Source organism: uncultured Metabacillus sp., assembly GCF_947503125.1.
GTDB lineage: Bacteria > Bacillota > Bacilli > Bacillales > Bacillaceae > Metabacillus.
Genome location: NZ_CANNCR010000004.1, coordinates 74,908 through 99,101, shown reverse-complemented (window position 1 = coordinate 99,101; position 24,194 = coordinate 74,908). Strand labels below are relative to the sequence as shown.

General features: G+C 36.8%; 27 protein-coding genes and 2 pseudogenes. 27 read left to right on the top strand and 2 right to left on the bottom strand.

From position 1 onward, the window contains the following. Nucleotides 1–73: 73 nt before the first annotated feature. Complete coding sequence (locus Q1B07_RS04980) at nt 74–865, bottom strand: HAD family hydrolase (RefSeq protein ID WP_299089001.1); 792 nt, start codon at nt 863–865, stop codon at nt 74–76. 266 nt (nt 866–1,131) lie between these two features. On the opposite strand from Q1B07_RS04980, the gene Q1B07_RS04975 reads away from it, so the two are divergent. The 16 genes and pseudogenes from Q1B07_RS04975 to Q1B07_RS04900 all read left to right on the top strand — a co-directional run bounded on the left by Q1B07_RS04975 (nt 1,132) and on the right by Q1B07_RS04900 (nt 14,717). After that, the gene (locus Q1B07_RS04975; protein WP_046510818.1) at nt 1,132–1,332 is read left to right on the top strand and encodes a cold-shock protein; all 201 of its coding nucleotides are present in this window, start codon (nt 1,132–1,134) and stop codon (nt 1,330–1,332) included. A 201-nt stretch (nt 1,333–1,533) separates the two neighbouring features. Beyond that, nucleotides 1,534–2,043: a TRAP transporter small permease gene (locus tag Q1B07_RS04970; RefSeq protein ID WP_299089006.1), complete on the top strand. Its 510-nt coding sequence runs from the start codon at nt 1,534–1,536 to the stop codon at nt 2,041–2,043. Then, the gene (locus Q1B07_RS04965) at nt 2,033–3,328 is read left to right on the top strand and encodes a TRAP transporter large permease (RefSeq protein WP_299089008.1); all 1,296 of its coding nucleotides are present in this window, start codon (nt 2,033–2,035) and stop codon (nt 3,326–3,328) included. Before Q1B07_RS04970 ends, Q1B07_RS04965 begins: the two co-directional genes overlap by 11 nt. A gap of 49 nt (nt 3,329–3,377) precedes the next feature. Continuing rightward, complete coding sequence (locus Q1B07_RS04960; protein WP_299832063.1) at nt 3,378–4,403, top strand: TRAP transporter substrate-binding protein; 1,026 nt, start codon at nt 3,378–3,380, stop codon at nt 4,401–4,403. Between the two features lie 90 nt (nt 4,404–4,493). Beyond that, the gene (locus Q1B07_RS04955; protein WP_299089013.1) at nt 4,494–6,344 is read left to right on the top strand and encodes a histidine kinase; all 1,851 of its coding nucleotides are present in this window, start codon (nt 4,494–4,496) and stop codon (nt 6,342–6,344) included. Continuing rightward, on the top strand, nt 6,319–6,966 hold the full coding sequence (locus Q1B07_RS04950; protein WP_299089015.1) for a response regulator: 648 nt from the start codon (nt 6,319–6,321) through the stop codon (nt 6,964–6,966). The genes Q1B07_RS04955 and Q1B07_RS04950 overlap by 26 nt, the downstream gene beginning before the upstream one ends. Continuing rightward, nucleotides 6,938–7,258 (top strand): annotated as a pseudogene (locus tag Q1B07_RS04945) (hypothetical protein); the annotation flags it as partial. The gene Q1B07_RS04950 and the pseudogene Q1B07_RS04945, both read left to right, overlap by 29 nt. Before the next feature lie 54 nt (nt 7,259–7,312). Then, nucleotides 7,313–8,083: an SDR family oxidoreductase gene (locus Q1B07_RS04940; protein WP_299089017.1), complete on the top strand. Its 771-nt coding sequence runs from the start codon at nt 7,313–7,315 to the stop codon at nt 8,081–8,083. 71 nt (nt 8,084–8,154) lie between these two features. Continuing rightward, on the top strand, nt 8,155–8,955 hold the full coding sequence (larE, locus tag Q1B07_RS04935; protein ID WP_299089018.1) for an ATP-dependent sacrificial sulfur transferase LarE: 801 nt from the start codon (nt 8,155–8,157) through the stop codon (nt 8,953–8,955). A gap of 86 nt (nt 8,956–9,041) precedes the next feature. Then, the gene (locus Q1B07_RS04930; protein WP_299089020.1) at nt 9,042–10,514 is read left to right on the top strand and encodes a gluconokinase; all 1,473 of its coding nucleotides are present in this window, start codon (nt 9,042–9,044) and stop codon (nt 10,512–10,514) included. Nucleotides 10,515–10,566: 52 nt separating this feature from the next. Next, nucleotides 10,567–11,325 carry a nickel pincer cofactor biosynthesis protein LarB gene (gene larB / locus Q1B07_RS04925; protein ID WP_299089021.1) on the top strand — a complete coding sequence of 253 codons (759 nt, stop codon included), beginning with the start codon at nt 10,567–10,569 and terminating at the stop codon, nt 11,323–11,325. Beyond that, the gene (locus Q1B07_RS04920; protein WP_299089022.1) at nt 11,322–12,320 is read left to right on the top strand and encodes a LarC family nickel insertion protein; all 999 of its coding nucleotides are present in this window, start codon (nt 11,322–11,324) and stop codon (nt 12,318–12,320) included. The genes larB and Q1B07_RS04920 overlap by 4 nt, the downstream gene beginning before the upstream one ends. A 74-nt stretch (nt 12,321–12,394) precedes the next feature. Then, complete coding sequence (gene larC, locus Q1B07_RS04915; RefSeq protein ID WP_299089023.1) at nt 12,395–12,865, top strand: nickel insertion protein; 471 nt, start codon at nt 12,395–12,397, stop codon at nt 12,863–12,865. 237 nt (nt 12,866–13,102) lie between these two features. Next, nucleotides 13,103–13,504 carry a hypothetical protein gene (locus Q1B07_RS04910; protein ID WP_299089024.1) on the top strand — a complete coding sequence of 134 codons (402 nt, stop codon included), beginning with the start codon at nt 13,103–13,105 and terminating at the stop codon, nt 13,502–13,504. A gap of 253 nt (nt 13,505–13,757) precedes the next feature. Further along, nucleotides 13,758–14,264, top strand: coding sequence for a DinB family protein (locus tag Q1B07_RS04905; RefSeq protein ID WP_299089026.1), 507 nt, complete (start codon nt 13,758–13,760; stop codon nt 14,262–14,264). Nucleotides 14,265–14,351: 87 nt separating this feature from the next. Then, a complete protein-coding gene (locus Q1B07_RS04900; RefSeq protein WP_299089027.1) occupies nt 14,352–14,717 on the top strand; it encodes a hypothetical protein in 366 nt (121 codons plus the stop codon). Nucleotides 14,718–14,772: 55 nt separating this feature from the next. Here Q1B07_RS04900 and Q1B07_RS04895 read toward each other — a convergent pair whose 3' ends face one another. Then, a complete protein-coding gene (locus Q1B07_RS04895) occupies nt 14,773–15,702 on the bottom strand; it encodes a magnesium transporter CorA family protein (RefSeq protein ID WP_299089028.1) in 930 nt (309 codons plus the stop codon). A 344-nt stretch (nt 15,703–16,046) separates the two neighbouring features. Here Q1B07_RS04895 and Q1B07_RS04890 point away from each other — a divergent pair. The 11 genes and pseudogenes from Q1B07_RS04890 to Q1B07_RS04840 all read left to right on the top strand — a co-directional run. Beyond that, nucleotides 16,047–16,154, top strand: a pseudogene (locus Q1B07_RS04890) (hypothetical protein); the annotation flags it as partial. 73 nt (nt 16,155–16,227) lie between these two features. Further along, nucleotides 16,228–16,899 (top strand): TrkA C-terminal domain-containing protein, encoded by a 672-nt coding sequence (locus tag Q1B07_RS04885; RefSeq protein ID WP_299089029.1) that lies wholly within the window; start codon nt 16,228–16,230, stop codon nt 16,897–16,899. Nucleotides 16,900–17,007: 108 nt separating this feature from the next. Further along, nucleotides 17,008–17,265 (top strand): GlsB/YeaQ/YmgE family stress response membrane protein, encoded by a 258-nt coding sequence (locus tag Q1B07_RS04880; protein ID WP_299089030.1) that lies wholly within the window; start codon nt 17,008–17,010, stop codon nt 17,263–17,265. A gap of 352 nt (nt 17,266–17,617) precedes the next feature. Then, nucleotides 17,618–18,151: a DinB family protein gene (locus Q1B07_RS04875; protein ID WP_299089031.1), complete on the top strand. Its 534-nt coding sequence runs from the start codon at nt 17,618–17,620 to the stop codon at nt 18,149–18,151. 94 nt (nt 18,152–18,245) lie between these two features. Next, on the top strand, nt 18,246–18,476 hold the full coding sequence (locus tag Q1B07_RS04870; RefSeq protein WP_299089032.1) for a hypothetical protein: 231 nt from the start codon (nt 18,246–18,248) through the stop codon (nt 18,474–18,476). A gap of 186 nt (nt 18,477–18,662) precedes the next feature. Next, nucleotides 18,663–19,403, top strand: a complete 741-nt coding sequence (gene map, locus Q1B07_RS04865; protein ID WP_299089033.1) for a type I methionyl aminopeptidase — start codon at nt 18,663–18,665, stop codon at nt 19,401–19,403. 467 nt (nt 19,404–19,870) lie between these two features. Next, nucleotides 19,871–20,806 carry a phosphate/phosphite/phosphonate ABC transporter substrate-binding protein gene (locus Q1B07_RS04860; RefSeq protein WP_299089034.1) on the top strand — a complete coding sequence of 312 codons (936 nt, stop codon included), beginning with the start codon at nt 19,871–19,873 and terminating at the stop codon, nt 20,804–20,806. Between the two features lie 55 nt (nt 20,807–20,861). Continuing rightward, on the top strand, nt 20,862–21,620 hold the full coding sequence (gene phnC / locus Q1B07_RS04855) for a phosphonate ABC transporter ATP-binding protein (RefSeq protein ID WP_366945137.1): 759 nt from the start codon (nt 20,862–20,864) through the stop codon (nt 21,618–21,620). Then, the gene (gene phnE, locus Q1B07_RS04850) at nt 21,610–22,410 is read left to right on the top strand and encodes a phosphonate ABC transporter, permease protein PhnE (RefSeq protein ID WP_299089035.1); all 801 of its coding nucleotides are present in this window, start codon (nt 21,610–21,612) and stop codon (nt 22,408–22,410) included. Before phnC ends, phnE begins: the two co-directional genes overlap by 11 nt. A 25-nt stretch (nt 22,411–22,435) precedes the next feature. After that, nucleotides 22,436–23,230 carry an ABC transporter permease gene (locus Q1B07_RS04845; protein ID WP_299089036.1) on the top strand — a complete coding sequence of 265 codons (795 nt, stop codon included), beginning with the start codon at nt 22,436–22,438 and terminating at the stop codon, nt 23,228–23,230. 18 nt (nt 23,231–23,248) lie between these two features. Beyond that, on the top strand, nt 23,249–23,998 hold the full coding sequence (locus tag Q1B07_RS04840; protein ID WP_299089037.1) for a tyrosine-protein phosphatase: 750 nt from the start codon (nt 23,249–23,251) through the stop codon (nt 23,996–23,998). Nucleotides 23,999–24,194 lie beyond the last annotated feature (196 nt).

Sequence of the window (24,194 nt, the reverse complement as noted above, 5' to 3'; positions counted from 1 at the left end):
CAAATTCCAATTTGAATTGCACGATGATTAAGCCCGTAAATTGCTTAGCTCTTATTTACATTTTACCGATATGCTAATCAATAAGCCCTAGTGATTTCAATCCGTTGAATATACCTGAATCCGTTACTTTTGTTGTTTTATGTTTAGCATATTGGAAAAGATCAGGGTGCGCATTTCCCATTGCAAAGCCCTCTCCAACAACGCTTAACATTTCCTTGTCATTCATTCCATCTCCAAAAGCGATGGCAGATTCTTTAGGAATATCAAGGAGTTCAAGAATATGTTGAACCGCAATACCCTTATTAACATTATCTCTGATTACATCATAGCAATGGCGAAGCCCATCAACATTTACCTGTGATAAATGAATGGAAGGATCATCCTTTTCATATAAAGCAGGCTCGTTTTCACTTAAATTAATCAGCGTAATCCCAAGTATAGAATGGATCACATCTACTGAGTAACCTTCATTGTTTTGCAAATGGAAAGAATGAATAAAATCCTTTACGACAGAGCTTTCTAAATCTGAGAAAATATTCTTCTCATGTGTGTATAAAACCAGTTCATGGCCATTGTATTTTGCAATTTCTACAAAGCTTCTAACCGTTTCAGCTTTCATTGGCGACTTAAAAATATCCTCACCTTTATGAATTGCGTATGCACCGTTATAGCCAATAAAGGATTCAATCTTTAATTCTTCAGCAATATGAGCAATTTCATGCAAAGGTCTTCCGGTAGCAAGAAATACATCTACACCTTTTTGCTTTACCTCCGCAACTGCTTTCTTCGTTGATTCTTCGATTGTGTCATCAGGTCTTAAAATCGTTCCATCAATGTCAAGAAATAAAATCTTATAGTTTGTCATTTTCTTCTCCAAATTTTCTTTATTTTTATGTAAATTTTAACATAGATCAGATTTTAGTGAAAATGTCCTGTTTATTATTTTCAGATAAGCAGCAATGTTTTATTTACAAAGAGGGCGAAATAGTGATCAAAGAAGGTTTTACTCCCCATGAAAAAAGGATTTATAAAAAAAGTTAATAATTTTGGTTTAATATTTTTCAATAAGGTAATACTATATAGCGAAATGATGATCAAACGTGTTTTGATTGATTTAGGAGGAAATTGTTAATGGCACAAGGAAGAGTAAAATGGTTTAATTCTGAAAAAGGTTTTGGATTTATCGAGGTTGAGGGTGGAGATGATGTATTCGTTCATTTCTCTTCAATTCAAGGAGAAGGTTACAAAAGCTTAGATGAAGGTCAAGAGGTTACATTTGATATTGAGCAAGGTAACAGAGGGCCTCAAGCTGCGAACGTTCAAAAAATATAAAACCGATAGAAACCATACATACAGACCCGATTAGGGTCTGTTTTTGTATGTTTTCTTTTTTGAAGAAAAACAGGTTAATCGTAGGGAATGAAAATACCACCTAAAAAAAACACAAATTCTCCTAAAGAAAACACATTCAATAAAATTCGATTCATTCGTAAAATTAGGTTATTGAAAACGCTTTCCAAGAGGAGGATGCTTATGAATTTTATTAAAAAGACGGGGCTGATCATTGATTCACTCTTTGAAAATATTGCCCTTTTGTCACTACTTGGATTAGTTATCATTGTAACCACCCAGGTAATGACAAGAAAATTCTTAAATTTTGTTTTTTTCTGGTCTGAAGAAGTTACCTTGCTATTGTTGAGTTGGTTTGCCTTTATGGCTATTGCGATTGGTTTTCGCGAAAATATACATTTAGGGATTGATGCTATTACAAACTTTTTTTCAAAGAGAGTAAATACGATTCTCGATAAAGTTATACATGCGAGTATTTTTGCATTTGGGTTATTTCTACTTGTTCAAGGCTGGGATTTTACTATCCTTATGTTAAAATCCACTTTGCCTGCAACAAAACTCCCTACAGGTATCCAGTATCTCATCATGCCGATTACCGGTATCATGATCTGTGCATACTCATTATTACAATTTTTTTCTATTAATACGAAAAGGCATCATAATATAGAGGAGGGAAATGAACATGCCGACTGATTACATGGCCATTACGATTCTGATTGCCAGCTTTGTTGGATTAGTGCTCTTGCGTTTTCCGATTGCTCTGACACTTATTGCTTCATCGCTTTTAACGATTCTCTATTTAGATGTCCCTCTTCCTGTTGTAGGACAACAAATGTTTCAAGGGGTTAATTCATTTTCCTTATTGGCTATTCCGTTCTTTATTTTAACGGGCCATATTATGAGTGAAGGGGGACTGGCGCTCAGGCTGGTTAACTTTGCAAACCTATGTGTCGGCAGGGTAAGAGGCGGTCTCGCAATGGTTAATAGTGTAGCATGTATGTTTTTTGGGAATATTTCGGGCTCTGCGGTTGCAGACGCTTCTTCTGTTGGCTCGGTCATGATTCCGATGATGAAGAAACAAGGCTATGATGCAGATTATTCTGTTGGTGTTACCATATCTTCTGCGATTCAAGGTGTTGTTGTACCTCCAAGTCATAATCTCGTTTTATATTCTCTTGCCGCAGGAGGCATTTCAATCGCAAGCTTGTTTATGGCCGGCATAGTACCTGGACTGATTCTATTAGCCTCCCTACTCATTACAGGCTATATCATTGCAAGAAAACGGGGTTATCAAAAAGGAGAGCCTGTTCCAAAAGAGAAACGCGCAGGCATCATTTTTCATGGGATTCTCTCACTTACACCTGCGTTCATTATTTTAGGCGGCATTATTTCAGGCTGGTTTACCGCAACAGAATCTGGAGCTCTAGCATGCTTGTATTCTTTCATTTTGGCTTTTGTTGTTTATCGTGAAGTGAAAATAACTAGAATTTGGACGATTTTAAAAAGAACCATGCGAACCGTATCAATGGTGTTCTTTCTCATCTCTGCGTCAGCAGCATTTGGCTGGATATTAGCTTATTTGCAAATCCCTGGAATGGTAACGGAACTGTTTCTGACTATTTCTGATAATCCACTTATCATTCTATTAATCATAAATATTTTACTTTTATTGCTCGGGGCACCAATGGATATGGCACCGATGATTTTAATCATGACACCAATCCTGCTTCCTGTTGTGACAAGCTTTGGGATGGATCCTATTCATTTTGGAATTATTCTTATCCTCAATGCTGGATTAGGACTTTTAACACCGCCGGTTGGAACCGTCCTATTTGTCGGATGTGCCATTGGTAAAGTATCGATTCAAAGTGGAACAAAAGCGATGTTGCCATTTTTCTATGCGATGTTAGTTGTATTGTTAATTATCACGTATATTCCAGAGGTTGTGATGTGGTTGCCGAATTTCTTGGCTAAATAAGGATTTGACCACGCAATAAAAAACAATCAAACTATTATAAGGGGTGTGTATGATGAAGAAAAAATTTGTCTGGGGCGTTATGGCAAGTCTATTTCTTGCAAGTTCAATTTTAGCTGGATGTTCAAGTCAATCAGGTTCATCTGCAGGAGGGAATGCTGAAACAGGAAACAAAGCAACATATACCTTTCGATTGGCGGACACACATCCACCTGACTATCCAACTGTTATCGGGGATATGAAATTTGCTGAGCTAGTAAATGAACGAACAGATGGCAGAATCAAAATTGAGGTGTTTCCATCTGCACAATTAGGGGAAGAAAAAGCGGTTATTGAACAGGTCCAATTAGGGGCCATTGAATTTACCCGAGTAAATGCAAGTCCTTTGGCTGAATTTAATAAGGAATTCTCTGTGCTTGGTCTGCCTTATGTTTTTGATTCTGATGAACATCTCTGGAATTTCCTCGAAGGAGAAACAGGGAATCAAATGTTGGATAATCTTGAAGATTCCAGAATGAAAGGTCTTGCCTATTATAGTTCTGGTGCACGAAGCTTTTATTTTACCAAACCAATTAAAAGTTTAGAAGATATGAAAGGACAGAAAATTCGCGTGCAGCAAAGTAAAGTGAATATAGACCTTGTATCAGCTCTAGGTGCTAGTGCAACTCCGATGCCGTATGGGGAGGTATTTAGTGCACTTGAGACAGGAGTAATTGATGGTGCGGAAAATAATTATCCGAGTTTTGTGTCCTCAAATCATTACCAGCCTGCAAAGCATATGATTTTGGATACACATCAACGAACGCCAGAGGTTCTCTTAATAAGTAAAGCTGCATGGGATAAGTTATCAGAAGAAGACCAAAAAATTATAAAACAAGCTGCTCTTGATTCTGTAAAAACACAAAGAGAAGCTTGGGATAAATGGGAGAAGGAATCGGAACAAAAATTGCGTGATGCAGGTGTAACCATTACTGAAGTTGACGATCTTTCGCCATGGAAAGAAGCGGTTAAGCCTGTAGTTGAGCAATATGGAAGCGAATTCAAAGAAATTATGGATGCGATAGACGAAGCACGTTAAAATAGGTAACAGGTGATCTCCAGGTCTTTATGGCCTGGATTTGCTTATTTAATTGTTTGTTAAAGATGGAGGGGAGGAACTAAAAGAGGGATGAAAAAGTTATCTAGCTTTCTTAGTACAATCTTACAATATAAAAATTATTCTTTTATGACAAAGCTTTTTCTATTCTCTAGTTTTATCGTTATACTCCCAATTGTTACTGTGGGCCTCATTTCTTATTATATCTCTTCCGTCGAGCTGAAAGAGGAGGCAACGCATTATAATCTGCAAGTAATTGAACAAGTAGAAGCTAGGATTGAGTATTATATAAGAGATTTTGATTTAACAAGTCTTAAGATTGTTAACTCGCCTGATATCAGTAAGTTTAGCACATTACAGTCACAGGAAGAGGATGAAAATGGCGAAATCAGGGAAGCGGTCCATAAGGTTTTAAAAGATGCACACTATTCAAGACCAGATATATCAAATATTACGGTCTATCTGGATAACCAATCCAGGTTCATTGATTTACTAGGAAATAGAAATTATTATCCTGCTTATAAAATAAAGAATGAATATTGGTATTCCTCAGTTCCTCATAATGGTTTAGCAATTCTCGTTAGCCGGACTCTTTCATTAAAAGATAAGGAAGAACCAGTGATCTCTCTTATTAGACGATTATATAACCCGAAAACATTACAACCTGTGGGCATGCTAATTATCGATATTAATTTTCGAAGGATACGGGAATTTTCTGATAAGGTCACTCCAGGCAATAATGGGTATTTTTTTATTCTAGATTCAAAAGGTCATTATGTTTATCATCCTAATTCAGCTATTCTTGGTGAAAAAGTAAAATTGAGAGAATTACTTCATTTGCCCTCTGAAACAAGCGGGTCTATCCTGCTGAAAAATGATCGGAAAGATTTTGTTACGTATACGGTTTCGAACGATCTTGGATGGACTTTTTTTACAGCAAATCCTTATAAAGATGTGACAAAAGGGACGATCCTGATCCGGCGAACTATTTTTTGGACGATTGTTATTTCATTAATTGTTGCCTATGTATTAGGATTTGCATTTGCGAAAGGGCTTTTGAGGCCAATCAAACGGCTTCATTTTTTTATGAAAGAGGTTGAGGTGGGTAAGCTTGATTCACGGGTAAAAATTGAAACAAACGATGAAATTGGGCAATTATCTAAAGGTTTTAATAACATGGTGCAAAAATTATCAGACCTGTTTGAGGAAGTGTATTTTGCTAAATTAAGAGAAACGGAAATGTCATTGCGACAAAAAGAAATTGAGTTGCAGGTCTTACAGTCGCAAATCAATCCTCACTTTTTATATAATTCATTGGAAACAATAAGGGGAATGGCTCTTGAAGAAAATCAGGAACATATTGCAACCATGTCCTCTTCACTTGGGAAGCTGCTGCGCTATAATTTGCGAAATGCTTCACCAACAGTTACATTACAAGAGGAATTAAAATTTAGTGAAATGTACTTACAAATCCAGAAATTTCGTTTTGGCAATCGCTTTGAATACGAAAGTGATATACCACAGTGGGCGAAGAACTTAACCGTACTCAAATTTACTTTGCAGCCGATTTTGGAAAACTGTTTTTTGCATGGGATACGGTCAGCTTCTACTATGATCAAGATCTCCATAATCGTTTATAAAGATTCTGAATCTTCTTTCATGATTGAAGTGAGGGACACAGGTGTCGGCATCTCTGAAGAAGAACTTCGAAACATTCTTTTTAATCTTGAACATAGAGAAATAACAAATGGCGGAACAAGTATTGGAATTATTAATGTTCACCAAAGGATTGTTAAATCTTTTGGATCAGAATATGGGATACAGCTGGATACCTTTAATGGAAGAGGTACAGCAGTAAAGATTCGCATGCCAATTGTTGAGTTAGAGGAGGAGTCAAATGTTCAGCATCTTACTGGTAGATGATGAAAAATGGGTTCGTACAACTCTTAAATGGACCATTAATCAATTGAATCTCCCGTTTCACATCTCACATGAATGTGAGAATGGGCTGGAGGCTCTCGATTGGATGAAGCAAAATGAAATAGATTTGATTTTTACAGATGTTAGTATGCCTGTAATGGATGGACTTACGTTTATTAAGGAATTACGACAATTTAAAAAAGACCAGGATACGATCATTATTAGTGTTCATGATGAATTCCAATTTGTCCAACATGCAATCCGGAGCGGAGTAACTGATTATCTTCTAAAACCGATAGAGGAAAATGATCTAAAACTTTGTTTAGAAAAGTGGTTAGATAAGCGAAAAGGTGAAGAGGAGAAAAGAGAGGACATGATGTACGAAGATCTTCCAACTTCAACAATCGATCAGGTTTTGCATTATTTAAACAATACACCACTTAATGAAATAACCCTTAAAGAAGCAGCAGAGCGGGTTCATATGAATCCAAGCTACCTCAGTCAACTATTTAAGCAGCAGCTTAACAAAAAGTTTGTTGATTATTTAACCGAGCTGCGGATTGAGGAAGCGAAACGCTTATTATTATTCACTTCCAGCCGATTTTACAACACAACGCCTTGTTGACAAGATGGACAGGGAAGTTACCTATGCAAACGGTTTAACGTCGACAGTATGTGCACCAACTAAAATTGCAACAACCTTAGCGAATGATCGGGATGCCATAAAAGCTGCAATTAAAACCTGCAATATTTTAGATTTTACGAAGGTTAAAATGGTGCGTATTAAAAATACATTAGATATAGCGGAAATTGAAGTGTCTGAAAGCTTGCTTGATCATATTGCAAAACATCCGGAATTGGAGCAAGTCTCAGACCTATATGATCTATCCTTTGATGAAAATGGGAATTTATTTTGAATTTGATCAGTCTGTCTGAATCCTTGAATTATAGAAGAAAGAGGGGAATTAAATTTGAGTAGCTTATTTGATTTAACTGGAAAAACAGCTGTTGCCATCGGAGGAAATAGTGTATTAGGATCATCTATTGCAAAAGGGATGGCTGCTCACGGGGCAAAAATAGCTATCGTCGGCCGAAATCTTGAAAAAGCAATTCAAGTTGTTCAGGAAATTGAAGAAGCAGGAGGAACAGCAAAAGCGTTTCAAGCTGATGTCAGCAAAAGGGAATCATTAGAGAATGCTGCTGACCAAATTGAAAAGTGGTCAGGAGGATTTGATATTCTCTTAAATGCACCTGGTAAAAACAGTACCACACCGTTTTTTGAGCTAGGTGAGGATGAATGGGATGATATCATGGATGTAAACTTAAAAGGAATGATGGTCTCCTGCCAAATTTTCGCAAAGAAAATGATTGAGCAGGAAAGAAAAGGCAGTATAATTAATATATCGTCTGTTTCTTCAACAACTCCCCTATCAAAAGTATTTACGTATTCCGTATCAAAAGCTGGAGTGAATAGCATGACACAGTATTTAGCACGTGAATTTGCTCCACATGGTATTCGGGTTAATGCAATTATACCTGGCTTTTTCCCTGCGGAACAAAACCGAAAAATCTTAAGTGAAGAAAGAATCGAATCGATTATGAACCATACACCGATGAAACGTTTCGGCAGCCCGGATGAACTACAAGGAGCAGCTGTTTGGCTGTCTTCAGAAAAGGCTTCAAGCTTTGTAACCGGGGCTCTCATCCCTGTTGACGGCGGTTTTGGCAGTATGACGATCTGATTCTATCGAATTGAATATGGAAATATAAACGATGAGTAATGACAATAATAGATGTAAGAAAGGAGAAGACCATGATACATGAGAAATATCAAAAACTAGTGTCGATTCTCCAAGAAATGGACTCGGTTGTTGTTGCATTTTCCGGCGGGGTGGATAGTACTTTCTTATTAAAAGCGGCAGTAGATACCCTTGGAAAAAGCCGAGTATTAGCAGTTACCGCCGATTCTGAAACATACCCCTCCAGTGAGCTTCAAGAGGCAAAAGAATTAGCCGGAAGGATTGGGGTCAATCATCAAGTGATTGAAACATCTGAATTGGAAATTCCAGGCTATACAGAGAACGATAAAAATCGCTGTTACTTCTGTAAAAGCAGCTTGTTCGAGCATTTACTGCCTTTGATGGAAAAAGAAGGATTCAAAAATGTGGTATACGGCGTCATTGCTGATGACCTAAATGAATTTCGGCCTGGAATGAAGGCGGCTAAGGAGAAGGGGATTCGCGGACCACTTCAAGAAGCCAATTTATTTAAAGCTGAAATTAGGGAGCTGTCCCGTGAATTTGATTTGCCAACATGGAATAAGCCTTCCTTTGCTTGTTTATCTTCACGAATTGCTTACGGTGAGAAAATTACCATTGAAAAGCTGTCTAAAGTGGAAAAAGCAGAAGCTTATATAAAATCACTTCAAATTCGGCAAGTTCGTGTCAGAACCCACCAAGAGATTGCGAGAATTGAAGTAGAACCAAATGATATGAAAATCGTATTAGAAAATCATGAATCCATTTCTAAAGAACTTACAAAGTACGGATATAAATATATCACGTTAGATTTAATAGGATATAAGAGTGGTAGTATGAATAAGGTTCTTTCTTAATAGAAAAGGCTTTGGGATTTCTCCAAGGCTTTTTCTGTGTAAACGTTTGCTGTTATGAATACTTATTTGAAAAGGAAGATGAAATCGTGTCACAACAATATGTTATTGGGCTAGATTTAGGAACAACGAGTGTTAAAGCTGTTGTTTTTCAGTTAAATGGAAAAGTAATTTCAGAAGCAGATATACCAATCACAACTTATTACCCGAAAAGGGGATGGGTGGAGCAAAATCCAGCTGAAATTGAGCAAAAGGCTGTCCAAGCTGTTAGAGATGCATTAGAGCAAGCAAATATACAGAAAAGTGAAGCTTTAGCGATTGGGTTTTCTTCCGCCATGCACTCACTTATTTGTGTGGATGAAAATGGGGAACCATTATCACAGGCGCTTATTTGGTCTGATGGGAGAAGCAGTGAACAAGCAGAAAAATTAAAGGATACAAATGGAATCGAAATCTACTCAAAAACTGGGTTGCCAAATCATCCTATGTCTCCATTATCAAAGTTATTATGGATGAAAGAAACAGAGTATGATCCTTATTTAAAAGCAACATATTTCTTATCTATAAAGGAATTCATTCTTTTAAAATGGTTTGATCAAAGAGTAATCGATTATTCAATGGCAGCGGCAACAGGCTTATTTAACGCAAAAACATTTCAATGGGATGATGAAATCATCGCTCTTGCAGGAATTAAAAAAGAACAGCTTTCAAAAGTTGTGCCGCCAACAGAGCTATTAACAAGAATAAAAGAAGATGTTGCTGAAAAAATGGGAATTTCAAATGAAATGCCATTTGTAATTGGGGCAGCTGACGGCCAATTTGCTAATCTAGGAATTGGCGCTATTTCTCCAGGTGAAGTTGCAATAACTGCTGGAACTAGTGGTGCCATTAGACAATTTACAAAAGGTTTTCAAATTACTGACAGACATGAAACCTTTTGCTATGCATTTACTGAAGATTTTTCCATCATAGGGGGGCCGACAAATAATGGCGGTATTGCCTTGCAATGGTTGAAAGAACTCCTGAACGATCAAGGCAGTTTCGATGAATTCACGGCCATTGCGGAAGATGTTGCACCCGGTGCCGAAGGAATGCTTTTTCTCCCTTATATAAATGGTGAAAGGGCACCTTTATGGAATCAAGAGGCAAAAGGAAATTTTTATGGGATGACTATTACCCATAAAAAAGAACATTTTGTTCGTGCTGTGTTAGAGGGTATTACCTTTAATCTATATCAAATTGGACAAGCGTTAGAAGAATTAGCTGGTAAACCGGAAAAAATTTATGTGAATGGCGGATTGTCCAGATCTCCATTATGGTTGCAAATGTTAGCGGATATGTTTGGAAAAGAAGTTTGCATTTCAGAAAGTCATCATAGTGCAGCCTGGGGAGCTGCATGGACAGCACTAATCGGAATAGGAAAGGTCAATTCTTTTGAGGAAATTAAAAAGAATATACCAATGGGAGAGCCTATTCGTCCAAATATGAAGAACCATGAAATTTATACAGCACTTTATTCAAAATATGAGAATTTATCTAGAGATATTGCGAAATACTTTTAATTGGTTAAACGGTATAAAGGAAGATCTTTAGTTATTAAGGTGAGTGGTAAATATGATGGAAGAGATATTAAAGCAAGTCCAAAACGGTACATTAAGTGTTGCTGAAGCAAAGGAGCAATTAGCTACTTATGAAAATTTAGGCTTTGCGAAGGTTGATCATCACCGAAAAAACCGTCAAGGGTTCCCAGAAGTGATCTATGGGGAAGGGAAAACAGTACAACAGATTCTTTCTATTATTAAAGCGATAAGATCAAAAGACCATGATGTGCTAGTCACACGTATTTCAAAAGATAAGGCTGAATTTATTATAAGTGAATATCCAGATTTTATTTATAAGGAAACAGCACAAATTCTCTATTGGAGGAAAATAGGTAAGCTTAAAAAATCAACAAACGGCTATATAGCAATTGTTTGTGCTGGAACTTCTGATTTAAGGGTTGCCGAGGAAGCAGCTGTTACAGCGGAAGCTTTAGGATGTGAGGTTCGCCGATTTTACGACGTAGGTGTTGCTGGAATTCATCGACTCTTTGATCATATTGAAGAAATCCAACAAGCCACTGTTTCTGTTGTAGTAGCAGGAATGGAAGGTGCCCTGCCAAGCGTTGTCGGCGGACTGGTTTCCCATCCCGTCTTAGCTGTTCCGACAAGTGTTGGCTACGGTGCAAATTTCAATGGACTGTCTGCATTGTTAACGATGTTAAATTCATGTGCATCTGGTATTAGTGTCGTTAATATTGATAATGGTTTTGGAGCTGCATATAACGCTGTATTAATATACCAATTAGCGCAAAAAGGGGCTATTGAAAAATGAAGGTACTATATTTTGATTGCTTTTCAGGAATAAGTGGGGACATGGTTATTGGTGCTCTCATTGATGCCGGTGCAGATCCAAATGTATTAGTAGAGGAATTAAAGAAGTTAAACATTGAAGATGAATATGAGTTGCATTGGAAGAAAATTGTTAAGAACGGCATTACAAGCACGAAATTTGATGTGTTGTTAACAGATGAGAACCTACACCAAGCTCATGACCATGACCACCAACATGACCATGACCACCAACATGACCATGACCACCATCATGAGCATGACGACTATCATGAGCATACTCACCATAATGGACATGATCACCATCATGAGCATGACCACCATCATGGACATGACCACCATCATGGACATGACCACCATCATGGACATGACCACCATCATGGACATGACCACCATCATGGTCATGACGACCATCATGAGCATGATCACCATCACGGCCATGACCACCATCATGGACATGATCATCACCACCGTTCATACCGTGATATTGTAAAAATGATTGAGTCATCAGGATTATCGAATGAGGTAAAAGAGACAGCATTACAAATCTTTAAGAAGATTGGTGAGGCGGAAGGTCATATTCATGGCTTGCCATTAGAAAATGTACATTTTCATGAGGTAGGGGCAGTTGATTCGATTATTGACATCGTTGGAACGGCCATCTTAATTCATCAATTGGGAATTCAAAAGGTGAAATCATCTTCTATTCCGGTTGGCACAGGAAAAATCCATATTGATCATGGAATTTATCCAGTTCCAGCGCCTGCGACATTAGAAATGTTAAAGGGGATTCCAATTGCACAAAGTGAGGTAAATTTTGAGCTAACAACACCAACAGGTGCCGCAATTGCAGCAGTACTTGCAGAAGAATTTTGTACTCTTCCTTCAATAAAGGTAACCTCAATTGGATACGGTGCAGGAACAAAAACGTTTAAAGACCGGCCAAATGTGCTTCGTGTCATTATTGGTGAAGAGTAATAAAGGAAGTCGGCCATTGTCACCATACTGATAATGGCTTTTTCCTACTATACAGAATGAGAGGTGTTTGCAAGATGGTTTCACAACCTCCTCCAAATGATGAACATATTGATGATCAAATGATAAAAATGGAAGTAAATCTTGATGATACTCCAGGAGAATGGCTTGGCTATGTCATGGATTTGTTATTTGAATCCGGTGCAAATGATGTATTTTATACACCTATTTATATGAAAAAAAATAGACCGGGAATTTTACTGCAGTTACTCTGTTCCCGTGAAAAGATAAACATAATGAAAGAAATTTTGTTTAAGGAAACAACAACACTTGGTATCCGTTATTACCCTTTAACAGTTCACCGGGTAGAACGAATATTTAGAAAAGTACCAACAAAATGGGGAACGGTGACAGTTAAAGAAGGTATCTTTAACGGACAAGTTATCCAACGCGCACCAGAATATGAAGATTGTAAACAAATTGCAAAGCTTCATAATATTCCTTTAAAAAAAGTGTATGAACAAGTATGGAAGCAGTTCGATCTTTAAGGGCAGCTAAAAGTCAGTTCTCACATTCAACATTGAAAAAGACTTTGTAATATAAGTAGATAGAATTCGGAACGCTTCTAACTACTGAGTATATGGCAACAAAGTTTACGAAACAGCCAATTAATAAGTTCTTTTTATAAAAAGAATAAGAACATAGCAAGGTACTTTTTTCTGTCCCTATTGAATAGGTTGTACTATAAGTGATGTTGAATCGATCTATTGAATGGGGGCAAGGAAATGAAGGTTGTCGATCAATTAAAAGAGTTTATTGTCAATCAGGATGTTATTCCGAAATCAATTAAAATACATCCGGATGCACTATCAGAGCTGGAAGCGGAAAAATTTGTGTATATGATTAATAAAAATGCGGCGAAACGGTTTATGGGGATTGAGCTGATTCCTGACACACAGGTTGAGTATTTTGATATTGTTGAAAAAGATGACAAAGATGATAGATGGATTGTCAAAAGAGAAGTAAAGAAAATTCGAGAGAAATATATCCATCAGGATGGGGAATTATCAAAAGATATAAGCTTACTTTTTGCTTATCTCGGCTACTTAGAAAGAGAGCTTGAAGATAAAACGAACTTCCTAAACTACTTAAGAAAAAAAGAGGGAAGTCAACCAGAAGATGAATAATAAAGCGAGACTTACCGGAACTTTATGGACAGAATAACCTTTCTTATCTACATAACAGAAGTCCGGTACTGCTGGTAAGAATTTCTGCTAGCTACAGGGCTTCTCCTTTTTTTAGGACTGAGTTTATTGATAAAGGTAAAATTGCAGGATAGCAGAGTTATCATTTCAGCGAAGTAAATCTTTCCTATTTGGAAGGAAATAGGAAGCGATTAAAGAATAGATTAATGATTAAAAATAAAGGAGGATGATTAAAATGTTCCAAACGAAAGAGCGATTTCTGCAATCATGGAATTATGAAGCTGCACAGACTCAGAAGGTATTAAATAACCTTACAGATGAGTCACTAAAACAACAAATAACTCCGGATAACTGGGATTTAGGCCGGCTTGCCTGGCACACGGTTTCAGCGATTAAAATTATATCATCTCAGTCTGATTTAACATTTGAAGCCCCTGCTAAGGACTTTCCGGTACCAAGTTCCGCATCATATATAGCGGAAAGCTATCAACAAGCAAGTGCCGCATTTGTCGAAGCCATCAAAACGCAATGGATGGATGAAAGTTTGAATGATGTTATTGACTTTTATGGACAAATGAAAATGACAAAAGGAACACTGTTATTGTTTTTGCTTCAGCATCAAACACATCATCGCGGACAAATGACAGTCCTCATGAGGCAAGCAGGATTAAATGTACCGGGTCTATACGGTCCTTCAAAAGAAGAATGGGCCCTTATGGGGATGGAAGCACCCCAGATGTAGTAAAGCCTTCAAATATTATTTATTATTCTAGCTGTACAATTAAAAGAACTACTCTTAATATAAATGGAAAATGAGAGGAGGGAAATGGTGGGAAGAGAAATCCATTTTGGTCAACAAGAGCTAACATTAAAACTGACAGGAATAACAAGATTTTTCGCTATCAGAAGGAAAGTAACCATGCCATATTCAACAATTAAAGAGGTTTTAGTAAGTGATTTTGAAGCTCCTAAATGGATGATTAGAGCGCCAGGAACCTCCATTGCTCCATTGAATATTTATGAAGGCAGCTTTAAATATGGAGATGAATGGTATTTTCTTTCGTTTGAACGTAAAGAACCAGTGGTCATTATCACACTTGAAGGTCATTCGAAATATCGGTATGTCGTGTTTGCGATGGATAACCCAACGAAAACAGCTGCTAAGATTCGCAGGCATTTACACGAAGTGGTATAACAGATAATACGAATAGGGATGCTAATCAGGGCTGATCTATAGTCAGCCCTTCCATTTATTTGAAAAATTTCCCTTTTTTCTTCCCCTTTAACAGATCTCCTGTCCATCCTTTCATTTTAAGGTAGATATATACAGCAATCATGGATAATGCAATGATGATGATCGAAATGAAGTATCCATACTTCCATTCCAGTTCAGGCATGAACTTAAAATTCATCCCCCAAATTGCCCCCCATGCCATGGCAGGAGTAAAAATAGCTGTCATAACCGTTAAGGTTTTCATAATCTCATTTCCGCGGTGGGTGGAGATTACTTCTTCCAATGTTATGATTGAATGAATTTCATGCTCATATTCATCGATTAAATACAGAGCTCTTTTTATTCGTTTAGCTGTAAGAGCATAGGTTTTATTATCATTCAATATCTCATGACATGCCTCTTCGATTCCCATGATTAGCTCCTTTAAAGGGATAAGCAAGTTGCTCCAAACAAGCAAGTCATGGCGGCGTTTATAAATATCTTCTAAAATACTCGTTTTATTTTTTTTATGAATTTTCCAAATGAGTTCCCTTAACTCATCTTCAAAATCATCAATTTTTATTAAAAATTCTGCCAATAGTTCCAAAAGGATAAATAAAAACCCATCAATTGGTTTATCCGCTTTTGCTATTTTTCGCAACATTTGTTCGATGTTAGCATGTTTAAATAATGACAAATCTAAATCAACTGTTACAAGCTTATCCTGTGTTAAAAAAAATTGAAATATTTTATATTCTCTTTCATCATGAAAATTTTGGTCATAAACGAGAGAACCTTTAAGGGTAAAAGCACCATTCACAGCGTGGCTAATCTCCAAGTAATTTGTATCATTCATCTTTATTTTATCTAGCCAGGGCTTTTGTGAGAGGATTTCATTTTTATGTTCAGATTGCTTTATTTTTTCTAATTCATTTTTATTATATTGATACCATTTCCACTTATTCATCACTAAATCCCTACTTATTTAATAAATTTTTTTATGTGATTTACCAAAACAATGCCCGTATTTGATAGCTTTGAAACCTTTTATTTTAATTGAAATGTTTGAATCCTTTTTAAAAGGGTATATAGGACAAGTAATTACAGCTTTTTCTGAAAAAAAATTCAATTAAAAGAGGAGTGGTAGTAATGAAAAGAATGCTAGGTATGAAATCAATTGTTGCTGTTGGAATGGGAACTTCTCTTGTCCTATGGGTATCATCAAAACCAAATAGAATTAAATTGGAAAATACATTTAGAGAATTGAAGAGGAAGATAAAACCTTCAGCAATTGACAAGTGTGATAACCTACCTGTTGAAAAGGGAGGACATCCAGACCCGCAAGATATTGAAGATAACAAGATGGTGAGTGAGGGTGCAATGTACTCGGTGAAATTTTACGATGAGAAGAAGCAGTAAAGGTTTAATAATTTGGTTGGGGCTCTTAATGCCCCAACTATTTTTATGTTAAGAGCAAAAAGAGGTGAACAGGTTGACTCTATTATTTTTACTCATTTATTTTGCGATTATTATGACAGTCATTGAAATCCATGTTATTTTATTTCAATTAACAGGTCTAAAAAAGAAAGTGTCAAGGTTTCAAGTCATTTCCATGATGACAGGGACAGGTTATACCACAGGTGAATCCGAATTTATCCTATCCCATCCATTTCGTAGAAAGCTTGGTGTTTTCCTTATTTTATTTGGCGCCTTTTCTTTGGCAGTTATTATTTCTTCGGTTAGCAGTTTATTCGAGGATGATTTAAGAACAAGTTCCATTATTTATATCGCCGTGTCATTAATAATTGTTTTAAGTATTTTAAAACTGCCAGTTTTGCAAAAATACCTGGTAAATAAACTTGAACATAAAGAGGAGAAAGAGGAATCATCATTTCCTTTACCAATAAGAGAAGTAACGTTAAAAGATATTGATGGTCAATTAGTAGAATACCAGATTAAGGCAGATTCTCCGCTTATCAATAACACGGTTAATCAAATCATGGAAGATCACGAATTCTCTGATTTTGTTATTTTAATGATTAAAAGAGGGGATGTTAGAATTCGGAAAAACATAGCAGAGGAGCAGTTTCAATCAGGAGACCGGCTTTATTTCTTTGGACATAAACCTGACATTGAGGAGGCATTAGAAAAAGAGATTCAATGATATTTGATGATGATAAAAAATAGGAGAATAATAGTTTAGGTTTTCTATGGAGGGGTAAATAAAGATCAAACACCATTAATAAAAAACTCAATAAAAGGAGTGTTAAAAATGGGATTTCTTTGGGCATTAATTATTGGAGGTATTATTGGCTGGTTAGCAGGATTGATTGCAGGACGTGATGTTCCAGGCGGTGTGATTGGAAATATTGTAGCAGGATTTATTGGAGCATGGCTCGGATCATTCATCCTCGGTCAATGGGGGCCTGAAGCTGGCGGATTTTACATCATCCCTGCGTTAATCGGTGCCATTATATTGGTATTCATCGTAAGCTTTATTATGAAAAGCATGCGAAAACATGCTTCATAAATAAATGATGATGGAGAAGAGATATTTATTCTATTGGAACTAATTAATAGGGAACATACAATGAAGGCTGTTTTGAGAGGTTCTAATCCTTCTTGAGACAGCCTTTATTTTTATGCTTTTTTAATGAGAAATTTTCCATATGATAGTAACATAGTTTATGAGAATTCTTATTAAAAGGAGGGAGTGTTGATGAAGGGAATTTTCTACATAGTTAGCTCGCGAATCTTTCAGGTATCAGGATCCTAGATTTCGAGAAGGGTGGTCCTTTGATTTTGAGACAGTTGTTTGGGCTAAAGCAACCTAAATAAATCACATATGGTCAAAAAAATTTTCTCATGATAGGAATGATAATATGAAAGAAAGGCCAATAGTAAGTGAATATGATGCTTATTTTGAAAAATACTTAGAACTTGTTCCAAACGGGGATATCGTTCAGCAATTAGAGCAGCAACATAAGGAAACTGACATCTTGCTTAGCGAACTGACAGATTCACAAGGGTTATTTCGATACTCTCCTGAAAAATGGAGCATTAAAGAATTGATTGGTCACTTGATCGATACAGAACGGATTTTAACGTACACCCTTCTTTGTACTGCAAGAGGTGAGCCGGTTCCCCTACCTAGGTATGATAAGGATGTTTACATTCAACATGCAGAGTTTGATAAACAGTCGATAGAAGATCTTTTAGCCCATTTTGCTGCTTCTCGAAAAGCAACTTTGTATTTACTGAAGAGCTTACAATCAAAGGATTGGGTAAGAAAAGGGATCGCTTTAAACTCTGAGGTTACTGTCCGTGCCCTCGTATATATTCTTGCCGGTCATGAACTCCACCACCGTAAGATCATAAAGGAATTATATATCGGATCTTCTAGTTTTCCTCTATAGAATAAAGTCTTTTCTTTATTATTACCTTTAATGTGAATAAACATTGTTAGATGGTTCATTCTAAACATTATAAAAGAATGATAAAGGAGAAAGCATGTTGAAGCCGTACTATATAACAGACATGATTATTGATGACAAGTTTGATGGAGAAGAAACGGTAACAGTAGATTTTACCCTGAACAATGATGTTCACAGTATTACGTTTAAGAAGTCAGATCTTGAAATCCTAAACTCCTGGATTTTTAAAAACGGAACTTCATTACCTGCGAACTTATCAGAAAATATATTAGAATCACTAAGAGAAGAGGTAAAAAATAAAATTTAGTCTATTAACGACTTATGATTTTTTAGGCGTGGATTCTTAGAGGATTCACGCTTTGATTTCGTCTGTTCACACTCTTAAATGAATCCCTTTCTTTCTCTTATTTCTTTGTGAAGTATTCATTGCTTGGATTGATCTTAGAAGAAAGGTACAATTAATATATATTTTTGAAGAATGAGGTAGGAAACAATGATTGCAAAAACAGAAGAAGATTTTAGCGGTTTGAAAGAAATAGGCAAAATTGTTGCCAGCATTAGGGATGAATTAGTGCAAAGAACAGTTCCTGGTATTACTACGAAGGAGCTTGATGAAATTGCCGGAGAGCTTTTCGAAAAGTCCGGTGCTATTTCTGCTCCTAAAGGGGAATACAATTTTCCAGGTTATACATGCATTAGCGTCAACGATGAAGTGGCACATGGCATTCCTGGAAAACGGGTAATTATAGAAGGGGATCTTGTCAATATAGATGTTTCTGGTTCAAAGAACGGTTATTTTGCAGATACAGGTATTTCCTTTGTCGTAGGAGAAGGGGAAGAAATCAGCAAGAAAGTATGTGAAGTAGCACAACTAGCATTTGAAGCAGGTCTCAAAAATGCCAAACCTGGCTCCAAAAAAAGCAGAATAGGTAAAGCTGTTTTCCAAACGGCTAAACAGCATGGACTAACAGTAATCAAAAACCTGACAGGACATGGTGTGGGCCGTACAATCCATGAAGCACCTGATCATATTTATAATTATAATGAAACCTTTGATGATGAGCTGCTAAAGGAAGGTATGGTTATCGCATTTGAGCCCTTTATCTCGAACCTGGAAGAGGAAGTATTTCAAAAAGAAGACGGCTGGACTTATGCTACGAAAGAAAGCTATGTCGCTCAAGTAGAGCATACGATTATTCTTACAAAAAATGGCCCGATTATATTAACACAGTAAGTAAATCTACATGAAAAAAGACTCGTTCAAAGAAGAATGAGTCTTTTTTCCATGTTAATACCTGATTTAAAACCCTTTTGTTTTATCACTGAATGAGAATTCTGATGCATTAAATTGTCAGTAATAATGTTTTACTTGTTGACGTGTATGATAAATATTAATTTAAATTTCAATTCGTTGTAGAGCGTTTCATTAGGAAGAAACTTTTTTCTCTTTACAATTATTTACCTAATCTTTACGTCTGAAAAAAACTCTCTTAACATTCTATCTTTATATTATTAGTTGTATACAAGTTGAATACTACGTGAGGTGAAATGAAATCCAATCTTTTTTAATTAGGTGAGAAGGAATTAGTAGGGTTGCTAATGGTTCAATGAATGATGTTTTAAAATTTTTAGTTCAACCAAAGTACCAAGCAAGTTATTCATTTAATTATTTTAATTAACTCTATGAAGGAGACATACAAAATGATGAAAAAATTATCAAAATTCTTTCTAACATTAGGACTTGTATCCACTTTGGCAGCGTGTGGGAATGGAGCGAATTCATCATCCTCTGCTTCAGCTGATTCAGCAAACAAGGGGTGGCCAGAAGAACTTACCTTGGTGCAAATGCCAAATGAAAACAATCCAAATGCTGCTTCTATGCATACAGCATTGAGAGATCACCTTTCTGAAGAATTAGGAATTGAAGTGAAAGAGTTTGAAGGCGGCAGCTACGCTGTTGGAATTGAAGCTCTAGCAAGCGGGAATTTAGATATTATGTTTGCTAGTCCAATGAGCTATTACCAAGCAGACAAAAAAGCTGGGGCAGAAATATTAGTTACTCCTCAAGTAGAGGGTTATGAATATTATACTGCTTTTATTACAAAAAAGGATAATGAAGAAATCAACAAGATGGAGGATTTAAAAGGAAAGAACTTTGCGTTTGTAAATGCTGCTTCTTCCTCAGGCTATCTTTATCCAAAGGGAACCCTAGTTCAAGAGTTTGACCTGGATCCTGATTTAATTGAGCAGTCTGGCTACTTTTTTGAAAATGTTACTTTTTCCGAATCCCACGCAAATAGTGTCATGGGTGTAAAGATGGGTGACTTTGATGCAGCGGCAGTGGCTATTGGTCAGCTGGATAGTATGATTGAGGCAGGAACGATTAAGGAAGATGAATTTAAAATTATCGGACGTACAGATGATATCCCTGATGCTTCTTATATTATTCGCGAGAATTTACCAGAAGATTTTAAAAAGGCCTTAAGAGATGCGTTCGTATCATTTGAAGATGAGAAATATTTTGAAGCCGTCCATAATGATCCAAAGGCACGTTTTGTAGCGACTGAACAAAATTATTATGATCCTACAATTGAAATGCTTGATGCCATTAATGCTTTAGAGGAAGAAGCAAAATGAACCCATTATTAACAATAAAAAATTTAGTGAAGGTCTATGGTAAAGATACTGTGCTTTGAATGGCATTTCTTTAGATTTCTACCCAGGTGAATTTATCGTTGTCATCGGTCCGTCTGGTGCTGGAAAGTCAACCTTTATCCGATGTATCAATCGCCTTGTGGATCCGTCCGAAGGGGAAATTATATTTGATGGACAGCATCTGGAAAAGCTGAATGGGCGGAAGTTGAGGAAAGAAAGATCAAAAATTGGAATGATATTCCAGCATTATAACTTGGTTGGAAGAACGAATGTCATTAAAAATGTTCTACATGGGCAATTAAGCAGCATTCCTTTATACAAGAGTTTGCTTGGACTCTATTCTCATAAAGATAAGCAAGAAGCTGTTGAACTGCTGAAAAAAGTGGGTCTTCAAGACCAAATTTATAAACGAGCTGATGAGCTTTCTGGAGGACAGATGCAGCGGGTTGGAATTTGTCGAGCAATCTTGCAGAGACCAAAACTTCTGCTTGCGGACGAGCCGATCGCATCACTAGATCCGCTTTCTGCCAATATAGTGATGCAGCAGCTTCATACGATTTCTCAAGAAAAGAAATTAACCTGTATTGTGAATCTCCATCAAGTGGACTACGCCAAAAAGTATGCTACACGAATTATCGGGATCAAAAAAGGGTCGGTTGTTTTTGATGGAGCACCATCCCATTTAACGGATGAAATGATTCGAGATATCTATGAAGGAAAAGAATCGCAAATGACGCTTCAGGAAGAAAGCGGAACGCAGTCAATGCAATTGGCGGTGGGACAAAATGATGAATAACAAAACCATTCATAAGATCCCACTCGATCAAAGAGATCCTAAAAAAACTATTGCCGTTGTTGCTGCCATCTTTGCCGTGTTGATTTTTTCCGTTTTTTATTTAGAGATTTCCTTTATAGAGATGCTCATGGGCTTACCAAGCTTTGTTATGTTTTTCTTTGAAAAGTTCTTTCCTCCAAATGCGGAGAATTTAGAACAATATATACCAGCAGTGGTCGATACGCTCGGTTATGCGATCATCTCAACCTATATTTCTACGATTATTGCGTTTATTTTCGGGATTTTAATCTCGGAAAATACGAATAAGTTTAAATCATTGCGGGTGATTACCCGCGGTTTTGTATCAATATTACGGAATATCCCTTTTATTATTTGGGGAGCATTATTGGTTTATATTTTCGGTATAGGCGGGATTGTTGGCGTTTTGGCGTTGATTCTTGTAACCATCGGATTTTTAAGTAAAAGTTATGCAGAATCGATCGATGAAATTTCTGGAGACAAGCTTGAGGCGTTACGGGCGAATGGTTCCTCTTATTTTCAAATCTTGTTTCATGGAGTCATCCCTCAGTTTGTTCCAGCTTTGATTAATTGGACGTTATTTGCTTTTGAAATTAATGTCAGAGCGTCCGCGGTTTTAGGTCTTGTTGGGGCAGGAGGTATAGGCGTCTTAATTGATACAAATATTAATTTGTTCAAATACGGAGAAGCGATTACGATTATTGCCGTAGTCGTCGCGATTATTTTATTAACAGAGTTAGTAACCAATTCGATTCGTAAACGTTTCGTTTAATGAAAGTAAGGAGATTGAAGACATAATGGAGCACATTCGAGTCACGTCAAAAGGAAGTGTTGGCAAGTCGATTCTTCTTGTTCTTATATTGGGTGCGGTGTTTATTGCAGCTTTGAAGCTTATCAACTTAGATATACAAAAATTTTATGAACGGTTAGAAAATGTTCCCGACGTCTTAAGTCGAATGATGGCTGTGGATTTTTCAATTGTTCCTGATGCTCTTTTGAATATTGTGACCAGTTTAGCATTGGCTTTGTTAACATTGGTTGTGGCTGTTTTTTTAGCCATGTTTTTAAGTTTTTTAGCAGCATCAAATATTGCACCGAATCGATATTTAGCGATTTTTATAAAAGGGTTTTTCGCCATCATTCGTTCCGTCCCTTCATTGGTATGGGGATTAATGGTGATCGCGAGTCTAGGTTTTGGTAATGTGTCAGGCTTTGTTGCCATTTTGATCTCTGCTGTCGGCTACCTTGTCAAAACTTTTACAGGGAGTATAGAAGAGACGGGCGGCGAGATTATTGAAGCGATGAAGTCAACAGGGGCTTCTTGGTTTAAAATTGTTTATCACGGATTGATTCCGCTTTGTATTACCGCTTTTGTGGCTTGGATAACCGTTTGCTTTGAATCCAATGTTTCTGAATCCATCGGTTTAGGAATCATCGGGGTCGGCGGGATTGGTCTTTTATTGACACAAGCGATAAATACGTATAATTATGCACAAACAACGACAATTGTCATTATGATTTGTTTACTCATGGTTGTGCTTGAACTGGTGATGACGAAGATTAAAAATAATATTAAATTTGGGAACAGTTGATTGTAGGAGGATACTAAGATGATGAAAAATGCAAAATTAAATTGGGTACGCTTGCCGATTAATAGTGTAGAAAACTGTCGGGAGCTAGGTGGATACAGTACTGAATATGGGCAACAAACTAAGTGGCACTCCTTTTTAAGGTCAAGTGATATGAGCAAGCTCACTCGAGAAGACATCATCTTTTTAAAAGAGTACGGGGTGAAAACCGTCATTGATCTGCGGGGAGTAGATGAAATCGAAACTCATAAAAACCCACTTGGAGAAGAGGATTTTTGTAAATATCATAACATCCCGTTTATTACCGAACTGGTTTCAGATATTACTCTATCTTCGTATGAGATTTCAATGGGAGATTTTTATATAGATTTATTGGAGCAAAACAACGATTCGGTAAAGAGAATTTTTGATGTAATTGACCAAGCGGAAGAAGGCTGCATCGTCTTTCATTGCGCGGCCGGAAAAGATCGTACAGGGATCTTAGCGATGCTGCTGCTAGGCTTGGCAGGAGTGGAAAAGAAAGATATTGTCTCAAATTATGAAGTAACCTACACGAATTTGGAGTCTATTCAACAGATCGAAAATCCGAATGGAAATATTCCAAAGGAGTACATGTATTCAAATCGAGACTATATTATAAGAGCCTATGAGTACATCCTTCATACTTATCAAAGTGTTGGACACTATTTGCTGGCAAAAGGTGTGGGGCAGGATGTAATTGAGCGAGTGAAGGGACGTTTTTTAAATGTAGGTGAAACTGTTGCATTATAGAGATATTTATAAGGTAGAAGGAGAAGTGTTATAGCACTTCTTTTTTTGTTCTCTCTATGTTGGAAATGAAGAAGAACACTATCCTTATGATGTTTAAGCAATTTAATATATGATAGACCAATTGTGAGGTAAATATAATAGAGGATAGTTACTTTCCATTATCCCGCGATGTAAGGGCAATTGTTCTTGCGGATAA